Source organism: Vibrio aestuarianus, from assembly GCF_012395185.1.
In the GTDB taxonomy this organism is placed as follows: Bacteria; Pseudomonadota; Gammaproteobacteria; order Enterobacterales; family Vibrionaceae; genus Vibrio; species Vibrio aestuarianus.
This window is the reverse complement of record NZ_JAAZTU010000004.1, coordinates 15223-28048: the sequence shown is the minus strand read 5'-3', so window position 1 is coordinate 28048 and position 12826 is coordinate 15223. Positions and strand designations below refer to the sequence as shown.

The window sequence follows — 12826 nt, the reverse complement described above, 5'->3', positions numbered from 1 at the left end:
TTCCACCTCAATCCTTGACTTTAATATTTGAAGAATTAGTCCCTTTGATAATGGTAACGCTTGGCGGTGGAATGTAGCGCTTCACCACTTTTTCTTCAGGCTCGTGCGGGTTTCGTAATGCAAGCTGTATTAGCCCTTTACTCTGAGCTGACAATAATTTTTCAGCTTCTTTAGGGGTCACTTCCAAGGTCACAGCCCGAACAATGATTGGCTTGTTCTCTTTGGTTTTCGCTGTTTGGTCAACCGCCAACACTTTAATGTCCTTAAGCACAGTCAGTGTGGTTGCAGAATTAGCGCCATACTTCATAGTATTAAGAATATCGACTCGGTTACCTGGCAATAGAAAACCCGCCACACCGATAACGTCATTTACACGGATGGTTACCGCTCTTTTATTTTCTGGAATTAATGCTGCTAGTGTTGACCCTTCACCTGGCGTGCTAAGCCTTAACGATGACAATATTTCACCTTGATATATCGTTGTGGCAACTACTTTGCCAACCAGCAATTCACTAGAAGTAAATTGATCGTCATTGCGCCAACTTTTCTCCAATAATTTAGTCATCACATGTTGCTCTTCAATCACGGCTCCTGCCTCAATATCTTGAGCTGCAATCACGACAGGTTCACGTTCAACAACTTCGACCTCAACTTGAGGTTGCGCCTGTCCTTCCATCCATTTCTTGGCAAAAAACACAGCGCCAAGACCAAATAAAATCGACAATAAAAACAATATTATCACTTGTTTTCTAGTCATCTTGCACCACCTCCGTTGCCATCGGCTGTGAAATACACTTCCCAAGCTTGTTGGACGAGATCTGGCGTTAACACCGGTTCAGAGGCTTCAAACACAATAATGTCTCTGCAAATACCGCTCAGATCTTTAGGTAAACATGGGAAATAGCCGATGTTATGATTTTTATGAAGATTAAGTACCGCATCAAGAACTGCATCATTAATGGCTAGCGAACGACTTTTCGATACTCGTTGCCAAAGCTCGATGTAACTTTCTTGAGGTAACGGCTGGAACTGGATCTTGTAACCTAACCGTCTTAGAAATGCAGGATCACTGATCTTTTCAGGATCCAAATTGGTTGAAAATGCGAGCGTCAAAATAAATGGAATGGATATTTGTTGACCATTGGGTAGTGATAAGTAATCGTAAAAATACTCCATCGGCACTATCCAGCGATTCAATAAAGTATCCACAGGCATCGGCTGGCGACCTAAATCGTCAATAATCAAAATGCCATTATTTGCCATCATTTGCAGTGGAGCCATCCATACACGATTATGTTCCGTATGATTGACTTCAAGCATCTCCATGGTTAGCTCTCCACCTACTTGTACGCTGGGTCTTTCACACAAAACCCAGCGCCGATCATACTGTTCTTTGTAAGCAATAGATTGGCTGTCATGTTGAGAAACTTTGTGATGATGCTGAGAGGAAAAAACTTTGATTATGTTCCCTGCCGCATATACAGCATAAGGAATGTAAACCGAAGTATTTAATGAATTGAGAATGCGTGTTGCGACAAAGGTTTTACCTGTCCCAGCACCACCGTATAAAAGTAACGCTCGGCCTGAGTTTATCGCAGGCCCTAGAACTGAAATCATTCGTTGCACACCTAAAACATCTTTAAGTGCGTATTCCACATCCGGCCTTGTTATCGGATTTTTTCTCACGTCCTGCGCTTCAACCATATCATGGTAATCAGCAAGGCATATTGGGGCGGGACCTAGATAGGCATCCTTGATGAAAGCGGCATCCGCCTCTTGGCTACCCATTTCTGACAAACCATAACGCACTTGCCCTGTAGATTGAGCCGCAAAACTTCCAATATCCGGCTGGAAAACTTCAACCAGTGATTTTTTTCTTAGACTCGCGAGTAGATCTTCGATCATATAACTGCTAATCGCCATCAGCTTTGTTAAAGCTAACAAGTCTGATTTTGGATAAGCGGCCAAATGTTTGATCAGCAGGTTTTCTAGTACAACTTTGGGTATCTTTAGCTCATCAAACGCGGTGGGCACTTTCGGTGGATCGGTCTGCGGAATTAAGATTTCCCGATGCTGGCTATTGGCATGACTTTCCATAGTGCCCCCAGATAACAATCAAAAATAGTGGCTAAGCGCTAGACCGACAACCACAGAAGGTGCTAATGGCATGCGTAATTTCCCACTGGTATCACCATTATAAAAATTAGAACTGCCACCTAAAAAAAGAGAGAGATAATAATCTTTTTTGCTGCGAATGATGGCCCCCTCACCGGCAACCATAAAAAGACCAAAAAGAGCAGCAATCATTCCGCTAGCAATAACTAACCAGTAACTGGTAGTGGTTAAATTCCCCCATCCGACTAAATAACCAATACAACCTAAAAGTTTGACGTCACCAGGCGCTAGCGCTTTAATCAAGTGTAAAATTAATGCGCCAGAAAACATGATACTCGCACCGAGAAAACCATTAATAAAAGAGGTTGATATGGCTTCTTGACTGGTTAATTTAAGCATAGACGTAAAAAAAACAATCAGTAATAAATATTTATTTGGTATACGATTCTCTTTTAAGTCAAAGATAGCAATAATAATAAGCAATCCCCATATAACCAATATCATGTAATTATTCATACCAAATGCCTTAGGGATAATTAACAGTTAAAATTTATTAGATAGTGATAATTTTATCCAATCAGCCACCTTAGTTAAAAACACCAGCAAGTGTCTGGTTGAGTAGATCACCTTGAAAACTGAAAAACGCAGTCAAAACGCCAACTAATAAGGCGGCACCTACAACATACTCCACAACTGACAAACCCGATTCATCTTCGAGGAAAAAGTATAGCTTACGTAAAAATGACATAGTTAACCTCGATTAATTATCGGATTAACAAAGAAGGAAATAAATTCCCTTCTTTGCTAAAAAAATATTAAACACCGCATTAAGAGTCTTGAACACTCACCAAACTATGAACCTTAACTACCAATGCTACTTAAGCTACTTGATAGACTGCTGGTTAAGCTCGTTCCTAAAGTGGTGAAAACTGCACTCAAAGCACCAACCAATAGCGCGGCACCCACCACATACTCGACAACGGAAAGGCCTTCTTCATCTTGCACAAAGGTCTTTACCTGCTCATAAAATCGTTTCATCGCTCGGTCTCCTTCCAAACTGCAATACAACAAATTGATTGCTACTAACAACGTTAGTTAATAATAAAATTATCAGTTAGAATTTTTATGTCTAGTTCTGGTACTTTATTGCCATCAAACAATACTAATGTTTAGGTAACTGCCCAGTAGTTAAAAACAAAAAACCATTGATAAAAAAGATGTTTATCAAAAAAACTTTATAAAAAACCCCATGTAACTTACTTTTCAAGGCAATTATCTATGGCATTTTTCTGGTATGACTTGTACTTTCTTAAGCTACATCTAATCTAAAAGGAGTAGTTTAAAGTGAGTATAACGCAATGGATAATTCATGATGGAAGAAAATGCACTCTATTGGATTGGACAGCCACTTGCCCTGCTGCCAAACCGATTATTTAGCACCCTAAATGAAAAATTCACCTTTATTGAGTGTGGTAACGACATTTCTGTTCTCAGTAATTCTGAGGTAAGGCTATGTTTCTTTTTTTACAACCAAGATATAAACCGTGAATTACTTAATTTTGCGATTAATTTGTGTGAAAATTTAAATCGTCAATTAGTTATCGTATACCATGGTGAATGTGAAATAACGAACCGCGATTTTATTTTAGAAAAAATACAAACAAATCAATCAGATTATAATTTAGAGCTAGATAGGATTCAAAGTTACCTAACTCATGATTTTGATAAAGTTAAAGCAAGATTAAACACCCATGACCAAACACTAAACAACCGAGTTAGTGACGATTTAGTCAAAGCCATTCAATACATTGAACAGCACATAGCTAACCCTATACAAGAGAAAGACATTGCTGAACATTGTCACTACTCAGTCACTTATTTTTCTAAAATATTTCATAAACACACAGGGAAAAGTTTTATTGATTATCTCACTTTTAAAAGAATTGCTAATGCAAAACGTTTATTGATCAGTGAGCCTAATTGTAAAATTGAATATATTGCTTACCAATGTGGCTACAAAGATGTGTCCTATTTTTCACGAATGTTTAAGAAAAAAACAGGGGTTAGCCCGGGAGTGTTTCGACAAACCCATTCGTTTCATTAAATTTTACCTTGGTCAAAATTCCGACAAACAAAGAGAAAATCTCCTTTCACTCAATCATTTCAACATGATAGAGTTAACAAGAAATTAACATAACAACAATAATGATTTTGCCAATAACATGGAGTTAGAGAATGATTCAGCCTAACGAGTTAAGCAAACAAACCTGCGCTCTCCCACCACCCAATGAGATGATCCTAAAATGGGCACAGGAACGCCCAAATCAGGTTTATCTAAAACAAATTATCAACCGGCAATTTGTTGAATACACCTATGCCGAAGTGGCCGACAAAGCCCTTAAGCTGGTGTCTGCGCTACAAGAACTAGGGGCCAAGCCGCAAGATAAAATCGCCTTAATTTCAAAAAACTGCGCCGAATGGTTTATTTGTGATTTGGCGATGATGCTCGGTGACTTTATCAGCGTTCCTATCTTCCCAACCGCAGGGGCCGATACCATCGAGTATTGTATCACGCACAGTGAAAGTAAAATTTTGCTAGCAGGCAAGCTTGATGATGCCAAGGAGACCAGTCAGGTTTTACAGAACATGCCTGATCTCATCAGTATCGCTTTGCCTTACGATTCTGCGCCAGAATGCAAATACCAATTCATTTCACTGATAGAGCAGCATCAACCAAGTCAATTAAGACCTCAGCACCACGACAACAAACTGATGTCGATAGTCTATACCTCTGGCACGTCTGGTTTACCAAAAGGCGCTATGCTGACATATGGTGCCTTTTGCTGGTCAGCTCAACAGTTGATTAACCATATTGGTATTCAAGAAGATGATCGCCTTTTTTCTTATTTACCATTGGCGCACATTACTGAGCGTGTCTACATCTTTGGCTCATCAATTATGGGCGGGGTTCTTACCGCGTTTCCAGAGTCATTGGACACCTTTATTGAAGATGTAAAAATGCAGCGCCCTACTCTGTTTATTTCGGTGCCTCGGTTATGGACACTGTTCCAACAACGTATTCAAGATAAGCTCCCCCAGAAAAAGCTCAACTTCCTACTTAAAATTCCTTTTGTAAATTCGCTAATCAAAAAGAAATTAGCCGAGGGTTTAGGGTTAAATCATGCACGTGTTTTAGGCTGCGGTAGTGCCCCGGTATCACCATCACTGCTAGAGTGGTACCACAGTATTGGATTAAACATTACCGAAGCGTGGGGGATGACCGAATCATTTGCCTATAGCACCCTCAACTACCCATTTAGAGCCGATAAAATTGGTTCCGTTGGACAAGCAGGCCCAGGTATTGAACTGAAGATTGCCAATGACAATGAAATCATGGTTCGCGGTAACGGCTTATTTTCTGGTTACTACAAAAATGATATTGCAACCCAAGAGTCATTTGATAAAGAAGGTTGGCTACACACTGGAGATATTGGTTTTATTGACGCAGAAGGTTATCTAACCATCCAGGGTCGTAAAAAAGACACCTTCAAAACCGCCAAAGGTAAATTTGTTGCCCCAGTCCCAATTGAAAATAAGTTATTTGAATACAGTCGAGTTGAAATGATGTGCTTGATAGGTTTGGGGCTTCCCGCACCTATCTTACTTGTCGTTCCACATAATTTCCCTCATTTCGATCGCGCCCGATATGAGCGAACTACGAAGAAAGTCATTGCACGTATCAATTCCGAACTGGAATCTCATGAACAAATTAAAGGCGTATTAATGATCAAAGATCCATGGTCGATAGAAAATGGCGTCCTCACTCCAACATTGAAAATTAAACGTCACGTGTTAGAGCAAAAATATCATGAGATTGGCCATAACTGGCCGAAAGGTCAACTGGTGGTGTGGGAAGAATAACTATATCTAACAGGCTAAAAGTAAAGGCTAATAATTTTATTAGCCTTTTTTCTGTGCAGATTTATAGCGTATTTATTCGTTTTTCGGCTCGAGAAGCTTTTCTACCCTAGATAGCGTTATCTTGGCTGTTATACTAAGAAAAACTCAAACATAAAAGATATCCCATGACACAAGCCAACAATCCGCTACACGGTATTACTTTGGAAAAGCTACTGACAGAACTGGTTGAATATTACGGTTGGGAAGAACTCAGCTATATGGTCAATATCAACTGTTTCAAAAAAGACCCTAGCATTAAGTCTAGCCTTAAGTTTTTACGGAAAACGGAATGGGCACGCGTTAAGGTAGAAGAGATTTATGTCAGTCTAAAAAGCTAGCAAGCTAGGTTGAGCGGTTATTTGCTACGGTTGGTATCAATTCAAAAACGTCATTCGTTTTTATTTAAATCAGCACTAATCACTATTACAAAAAATAAACCCCCGCAAGCTTTCGCTTGCGGGGGTTTTACGTATTAGCTTATTTAAAGAATTACTTCTTCTCAGCTTCTTTACGTGCTTTCACTTCAGCAATTACTTGCTCAGAAACGTTAGCAGGACATGCAGAGTAGTGTGAGAACTCCATAGAGAACTGACCACGGCCTGATGTCATAGTACGTAGTGTACCGATGTAGCCAAACATTTCTGATAGTGGTACGTCAGCTTTAACGCGAACGCCAGTTACACCAGCTTCTTGGTCTTTGATCATACCACGGCGACGGTTAAGGTCACCGATAACATCACCAACGTGATCGTCTGGAGTGAACACGTCAACTTTCATGATAGGCTCAAGAAGTTGTGCACCTGCTTTAGGCATAGATTGGCGGAATGCGCCTTTCGCTGCGATTTCAAATGCGATAGCTGATGAGTCAACTGCGTGGAAACCACCGTCGAACAGTTCAACTTCAACGTCAAGAACTGGGAAGCCAGCTAGAACACCTTCGTTCATCATTGACTTGAAGCCTTTCTCAACTGCAGGCCAGAATTCTTTAGGTACGTTACCACCAACAACTGTTGATTTGAACGTAAAGCCAGTGTTCACTTCACCAGGTTTGATACGGTAGTCGATCTTACCGAATTGACCAGAACCACCAGACTGTTTCTTATGCGTGTAGCTATCTTCAACTGCTTGAGTGATAGTTTCACGGTAAGCTACTTGTGGTTTACCTACAATTAGGTCAACGCCGTAAGTACGCTTCAAGATATCTACTTTGATGTCTAGGTGAAGTTCGCCCATACCTTTAAGGATGGTTTCGCCTGAATCTTCGTCAGTTTCAACTTGGAACGTTGGATCTTCTGCAACCATTTTACCGATCGCGATACCCATTTTCTCAGAACCGCCTTTATCTTTAGGCTGTACTGCGATAGAGATTACAGGTGCAGGGAACACCATAGGCTCTAGAGTAACTTCGTCTTTTGGATCACATAGCGTGTGACCAGTTTGAACGTTTTTCATGCCCACGATAGCGATGATGTCACCCGCTTGTGCAGAAGTCAGTTCATTACGATCATTCGCTTGCATCTCAACCATACGACCAACACGTTCTGTTTTACCAGTGAACGAGTTAAGGATGGTGTCACCTTTGTTCAGTTTACCAGAGTAAATACGAACGAAAGTTAGGGCGCCGAAACGGTCGTCCATGATCTTAAATGCTAGTGCTTTGAAAGTTTCATCAGCAGAAACGATAGCGTGACGGCCAGTTTCGTTGCCTTCTTCGTCCATCAAAGGTTGTGGATCAACTTCTGTTGGAGCTGGTAGGTAATCAACCACAGCATCAAGTACTAGTTGCATACCTTTATTCTTAAATGCAGAACCACAGAATGTTGGGAAGAATGCTAGATCACGAGTACCTTTACGGATACAACGTTTGATATCTTCGATAGAAGGCTCTTCACCTTCCATGTAAGCTTCCATAAGATCGTCGTCTTGCTCTACAGCAGTTTCAACCATCTCTTCACGGTAAGCTTCAACATCATCAACCATATCCGCTGGGATATCTTGAATTGTGTAGTTTTCAGGAAGACCTGTTTCATCCCAAACGTAAGCTTGACGAGTTAGGACATCAACCACACCAACGAAGTTGTCTTCGATACCGATTGGTAGGGTCATTACTAGTGGACGAGCGCCAAGTACGTTTTTAACTTGCTCAACAACGCGGTAGAAGTCTGCACCCATACGGTCTAGTTTGTTAACGAAGATCAGACGAGATACTTCTGAATCGTTCGCGTAACGCCAGTTAGTTTCAGACTGAGGTTCAACACCGCCTGAACCACAGAATACACCGATACCGCCATCAAGCACTTTAAGAGAACGATAAACTTCAACAGTGAAGTCAACGTGTCCCGGGGTGTCGATAACGTTGAAACGGTGGCCTTTCCAGAAACAACTTACAGCTGCTGACTGGATTGTAATACCGCGCTCAGCTTCCTGTTCCATGAAGTCAGTGGTCGATTCGCCATCATGTACTTCACCAGTTTTGTGGATTTGACCAGTTAGCTTAAGGATACGCTCAGTGGTAGTTGTTTTACCCGCATCAACGTGCGCGAAAATACCAATGTTTCTGTATTTCGATAAATCTGCCATTGTCTTACTCTGTTAATAGGATATAAATTGCGCGCAGAGTATACCACAATCTGTCAAGACTGATAGCTCTGCGTGCTCTAGAAGAAAAAAAACTTGTCTATGTTACTGCATGCCAAAATCAAACGATATCAATTTATTTGATTTACGTAATTTCAGCGTATTTCCCTACCTAAGAAGGATAGCTAAATTCACATCATTTGCTGTATTTTAAACGAAAGCTCATACGAAATTACAACTCATCAAACGCTTCTATCGCTTCTGACAATTTTTTTACTCCGTGTATTTGCATGCCAGCAATACCACCTTTAGGCATGTTTGCTATTGGCACCACCGCTCTTTTAAAACCATGTTTAAATGCTTCGTTGAGCCGCTCTTGACCACTCGGCACTGGGCGAATCTCGCCAGCTAGCCCAACCTCACCAAATACGACCACATCTTTAGGTAGCGGTTTATCGCGAAAACTAGAAAGTAGGGCCATTAATAGTGCTAAATCGGCACTGGTTTCCGTTACTTTCACCCCACCAACCACATTCACAAATACATCTTGGTCTGCCATTTGTAAACCGCCATGCTTATGCAGCACTGCAAGCAATAATGACAACCGGTTTTGCTCCAAACCAACCGCGACTCGTCTTGGATTAGCAAGTTGGGAGTAATCGACCAGTGCTTGGATTTCAACCAGTAATGGGCGAGTTCCTTCCCAAACCACCATCACCGAACTGCCTGATGTATCTTCTTCACCGCGTGATAGGAAAATGGCAGAGGGGTTACTTACTTCACGCAAACCTTGGCCAGTCATCGCAAACACACCAAGCTCATTAACCGCTCCAAATCGATTTTTATGACTGCGTAAGGTTCGAAAACGACTATCGGTTCCACCATCAAGTAATACCGAGCAATCAATAATGTGTTCCAGAACTTTAGGTCCTGCTAACGTTCCATCTTTGGTTACGTGCCCGACTAAAAACACCGCTACATTATTTTGCTTAGCGTAACGAGTCAGTGCGGTTGCGGATTCTCTGACTTGAGCAACCGTACCCGGAGATGATTGAACATCAGCGACATGCATAACCTGAATAGAATCTATCACCATAATTCGAGGTTGCTCTTTTTCTGCTATCTGGCAAATACGGTCAACGTTAGTTTCAGACAACATTTTCAGATTATCTTTGGGCAGCCCCAGTCTAGACGCGCGCATCGCAACTTGCTGTAACGACTCTTCACCAGTCACATATAAAGTTGGCATTGAAGCTGAAAGCTGACACATAGTTTGCAGCAATAAGGTTGATTTACCTGCTCCTGGATTTCCACCAATCAGTATCGCTGCGCCAGGAACGACACCACCACCCAATACGCGATCAAGCTCTTTAAAGCCGCTAGAGAATCGAGGTACTTCCTGTAAGTTTATGTCAGAAAGCACTTGTACTTGCGATTCAGACACCGCGCCTGCATAACCACTTAAACGCTCATTACGCGCAACTTGGGGAGATGCAGCCAAACGAACCTCAGAAATAGTGTTCCAAGCACCACATGCGCCACATTGACCTTGCCAACGCGGGAAATCGGCGCCGCAATCATTACAAACATATGCGCGTTTTACTTTTGCCATGAGCCCTCAACCATTCTGATTTATTGCCGTTCATTTATAATCAATTGGCTCAAATAGTAAGCCAATAAAATATATTGCAGTGATGCAGGTTAATTTCTGTTTAAATAAAGGTTGAACCTTCGCTACAGATAACTAAAGATTATGATAACTGTGCCGATTAACCTATGAGAGCAACACTTTAGCAGAAAAGTATGCAGCAATCTGAAATTCTATCAATCGCCGAGCGTTTGATTCCGGCTTATGGATCCACCGATTTTGAATACCTTTTGTTACAAATGACAGAAGATGAGCCGCCGTCGGTCAAATTATTGGTAAAGATGGAACTCAACCGCCTTATGGCTCCTTGTATTAGAAGTATCGACTTACGAGGGCGAGTGCAGGGCGAGTGCCGAGAATACTTATTAGATGGTCGTAAGCATTGGTTAGATGATGTTGCATTCAATGCCTATCATAAGAGCATAAAAAAATTTGGTTCTTATACCGATGGTGTATGGGAGGCGTTAAATAATACTCGTAATAACTTTCGAGTCATGCAGCAGCGCGGCACCAACAATCCACAAAAATCAACCAATGCGAATTCCCTCTTTGAAGCAGAACCCGTCAAACTGGGCTACGACCTCAAACGTCAAGAAAATCGCTTAAGAGTGACATCTCAAGTTGAAATCCACTTACAAAATAAGCAGCTAGTGAATGGCTTAAGTGTTGATCTCTCAGCTTCAGGTGCAAAATTCAAAGTTCCGGCTGCATTCGACTACAAATTGGGCGAAGTTATTAAGGTTCATTTTTCAGAGCTTAATAAATCGTCTGAAGTAGTTGGCCTGCACAATACCATTGAATATCGCATCCTTGGGATTGAAGAGTCCTACGATAACGATGCGGTTAAGTTTTTACGAACCTTGAAGCTTTCTGACACCAATGTCATCGAAAAGGTTATCGACGAAGCACTTCAGAATAATTCGCAAAAAACGCGTCATGATAACCAAGACAAGTTAATTAGAGCTCGCACCCGTGGTTACGAACATACTTATCTTAAACATACCTGTAACTTACCCGTCTTTTTTAGCGGTGATGAACTAAAACTCGTATTGCTGACAGAGAATAATCAACCAATCTGGCAATATTGGCATGATGAGCGCAATCAGCAGGCTCTCGGTTCTTTATTTAAAAAAGAGCGCATGCAGCAACTGACCAAACCGGGAATTCGCGGTAGTAATAACGTGATGTATTCATTTAAGCATGAGCATCAAGGTAAGACACTGTTCTTCTCAATGATGATGCCAGAAGCAAGTCGTGAACAACGTAAAATGTTCTGGCATGTCGGAGCTCGTCGCGACAGCTGGAAAGCATTCCGTTTATTCGTCTTTGAGCTTTCAGATGAAGAACGCAAAGAACTCGCTAATCATGCCAGTGAACTCTCTGATCGCTCCAGTGAACTGACCCACTGCGGGATATTGCAAGAAATTGGTGATGAACAGTCCGCCAAAGATTATCTACTGATCGACAAGCCTAAGTTAGCAAATAGCGAACTCAATGCGTTCAGACACTCAAGAAAAATCATTGGTGAGCCAACTGGTATTTATTTCGATGCTCGCTCGCGTAGAAAAGAACCCCGCTATAGTCTCAAATCACCTCTCACCATATCAAGCAAAGGGGATGCTACGGCTGAAGGTTATACTGTCGACTTATCAAAGCGAGGGCTAAGCTTAATTGTAGATACGCCGCTAACAGTGAAGGCTGGAGATACAGTCAGCGTCAATTTCCGCGAGCTGCAACTCTATGATAAAAAATTACCTCTCAATCGTGTTCCTTACAGCGTAGTGCGTATTGGTCCTGAAGGCCGTCGTTTGCAATTGATGATCGAAGACAATACTCAGACAACCAAAACGATCGCTTTTTTCAATAGTCTTATTGAAAATAATCAAGACAAACTACCAGCCAAAGAAGAAGTTTTGCCAAGCCACCAGCTTTTGGAAGGGCTACACAATATTTTATTGGATAAGATGATCAGCACCCCGATATTTATTGATAAACATGGGGTGAACCTCCGACCGAAAGTAATCGGCGTTAACTACCCGCTTCCCCCGCATTTGGTATTGCTTGCTAAACTTGGACAAGAGCATCGAATTTCATTGGAACCGATTTTTAAAAACCACACCAATACATTGCTAGCCAAACCTATGAAGCGTATCGAGGGGGCAACACCTCAATATAATGAAGTGTATATCGCGGCGATCAAATTTGGCGGGCGTATTCAATCAATCCAATCTAAGCTGTTGAGTGATTTTGAAAGTACCAAAGAACGCATTGCCTTCATTCAAAAAGCGCAGCTGATGGGGGAAATCTACGTGTTGCGTATTTGCAGTGCACCAGTATTTGACCCCATAACAACACTACTGCGCAGTGATCTTAATGAGCTTGCACAAATCAGCATTCACCACGCCCGAGCTTTAGAAAAAGAGATCACTGCCATTGTCGGATATGGAGAACTTGTTGATATTACTGATGAAATATTAATTCGTTTAGAACTAACGCTTTAAAAAGAGCGCTGTTTTCTGCGCTGTT

The 12826-nt window shown here is 41.6% G+C and carries 11 protein-coding genes; 4 read left to right on the top strand and 7 right to left on the bottom strand.

The genetic code is table 11. The features are described from left to right. Positions 1-7: 7 nt before the first annotated feature. From cpaB to HGG78_RS02495, 5 genes are all read right to left on the bottom strand, one after another. On the bottom strand, positions 8-757 hold the full coding sequence (gene cpaB, locus HGG78_RS02515; RefSeq protein ID WP_168521162.1) for a Flp pilus assembly protein CpaB: 750 nt from the start codon (positions 755-757) through the stop codon (positions 8-10). After that, positions 754-2097 (bottom strand): ATP-binding protein, encoded by a 1344-nt coding sequence (locus tag HGG78_RS02510; RefSeq protein WP_172531989.1) that lies wholly within the window; start codon positions 2095-2097, stop codon positions 754-756. Before HGG78_RS02510 ends, cpaB begins: the two co-directional genes overlap by 4 nt. Before the next feature lie 18 nt (positions 2098-2115). Then, on the bottom strand, positions 2116-2631 hold the full coding sequence (locus HGG78_RS02505) for a prepilin peptidase (protein ID WP_172531988.1): 516 nt from the start codon (positions 2629-2631) through the stop codon (positions 2116-2118). 70 nt (positions 2632-2701) lie between these two features. Next, the gene (locus HGG78_RS02500) at positions 2702-2863 is read right to left on the bottom strand and encodes a hypothetical protein (RefSeq protein ID WP_053310832.1); all 162 of its coding nucleotides are present in this window, start codon (positions 2861-2863) and stop codon (positions 2702-2704) included. A 113-nt stretch (positions 2864-2976) separates the two neighbouring features. Further along, positions 2977-3153 (bottom strand): Flp family type IVb pilin, encoded by a 177-nt coding sequence (locus HGG78_RS02495; protein WP_172531987.1) that lies wholly within the window; start codon positions 3151-3153, stop codon positions 2977-2979. Between the two features lie 331 nt (positions 3154-3484). On the opposite strand from HGG78_RS02495, the gene HGG78_RS02490 reads away from it, so the two are divergent. The 3 genes from HGG78_RS02490 to HGG78_RS02480 all read left to right on the top strand — a co-directional run bounded on the left by HGG78_RS02490 (position 3485) and on the right by HGG78_RS02480 (position 6413). Beyond that, positions 3485-4219 carry a helix-turn-helix domain-containing protein gene (locus HGG78_RS02490; RefSeq protein WP_172531986.1) on the top strand — a complete coding sequence of 245 codons (735 nt, stop codon included), beginning with the start codon at positions 3485-3487 and terminating at the stop codon, positions 4217-4219. A gap of 131 nt (positions 4220-4350) precedes the next feature. Continuing rightward, on the top strand, positions 4351-6036 hold the full coding sequence (locus tag HGG78_RS02485; protein WP_172531985.1) for an AMP-binding protein: 1686 nt from the start codon (positions 4351-4353) through the stop codon (positions 6034-6036). A 164-nt stretch (positions 6037-6200) separates the two neighbouring features. After that, positions 6201-6413: a VF530 family protein gene (locus HGG78_RS02480; protein ID WP_172531984.1), complete on the top strand. Its 213-nt coding sequence runs from the start codon at positions 6201-6203 to the stop codon at positions 6411-6413. Between the two features lie 151 nt (positions 6414-6564). Here the strand turns inward: HGG78_RS02480 and fusA are convergent, their stop codons facing one another. After that, complete coding sequence (gene fusA / locus HGG78_RS02475) at positions 6565-8655, bottom strand: elongation factor G (protein ID WP_172531983.1); 2091 nt, start codon at positions 8653-8655, stop codon at positions 6565-6567. Positions 8656-8884: 229 nt separating this feature from the next. Beyond that, on the bottom strand, positions 8885-10264 hold the full coding sequence (radA, locus tag HGG78_RS02470) for a DNA repair protein RadA (RefSeq protein ID WP_053310826.1): 1380 nt from the start codon (positions 10262-10264) through the stop codon (positions 8885-8887). 191 nt (positions 10265-10455) lie between these two features. On the opposite strand from radA, the gene HGG78_RS02465 reads away from it, so the two are divergent. Beyond that, positions 10456-12801 (top strand): PilZ domain-containing protein, encoded by a 2346-nt coding sequence (locus tag HGG78_RS02465; protein ID WP_172531982.1) that lies wholly within the window; start codon positions 10456-10458, stop codon positions 12799-12801. Positions 12802-12826: the final 25 nt, after the last annotated feature.

What these genes read in the sequence shown, in the direction of transcription:
- HGG78_RS02505 (WP_172531988.1), bottom strand. Translation starts at nt 2,631, where the DNA reads ATGAATAATTACATGATATTGGTTATATGGGGATTGCTTATTATTATT.
- HGG78_RS02490 (WP_172531986.1), top strand. Translation starts at nt 3,485, where the DNA reads ATGATGGAAGAAAATGCACTCTATTGGATTGGACAGCCACTTGCCCTG.
- radA (WP_053310826.1), bottom strand. Translation starts at nt 10,264, where the DNA reads ATGGCAAAAGTAAAACGCGCATATGTTTGTAATGATTGCGGCGCCGAT.
- HGG78_RS02465 (WP_172531982.1), top strand. Translation starts at nt 10,456, where the DNA reads ATGCAGCAATCTGAAATTCTATCAATCGCCGAGCGTTTGATTCCGGCT.
- HGG78_RS02500 (WP_053310832.1), bottom strand. Translation starts at nt 2,863, where the DNA reads ATGTCATTTTTACGTAAGCTATACTTTTTCCTCGAAGATGAATCGGGT.
- fusA (WP_172531983.1), bottom strand. Translation starts at nt 8,655, where the DNA reads ATGGCAGATTTATCGAAATACAGAAACATTGGTATTTTCGCGCACGTT.
- HGG78_RS02480 (WP_172531984.1), top strand. Translation starts at nt 6,201, where the DNA reads ATGACACAAGCCAACAATCCGCTACACGGTATTACTTTGGAAAAGCTA.
- HGG78_RS02510 (WP_172531989.1), bottom strand. Translation starts at nt 2,097, where the DNA reads ATGGAAAGTCATGCCAATAGCCAGCATCGGGAAATCTTAATTCCGCAG.
- HGG78_RS02485 (WP_172531985.1), top strand. Translation starts at nt 4,351, where the DNA reads ATGATTCAGCCTAACGAGTTAAGCAAACAAACCTGCGCTCTCCCACCA.
- cpaB (WP_168521162.1), bottom strand. Translation starts at nt 757, where the DNA reads ATGACTAGAAAACAAGTGATAATATTGTTTTTATTGTCGATTTTATTT.
- HGG78_RS02495 (WP_172531987.1), bottom strand. Translation starts at nt 3,153, where the DNA reads ATGAAACGATTTTATGAGCAGGTAAAGACCTTTGTGCAAGATGAAGAA.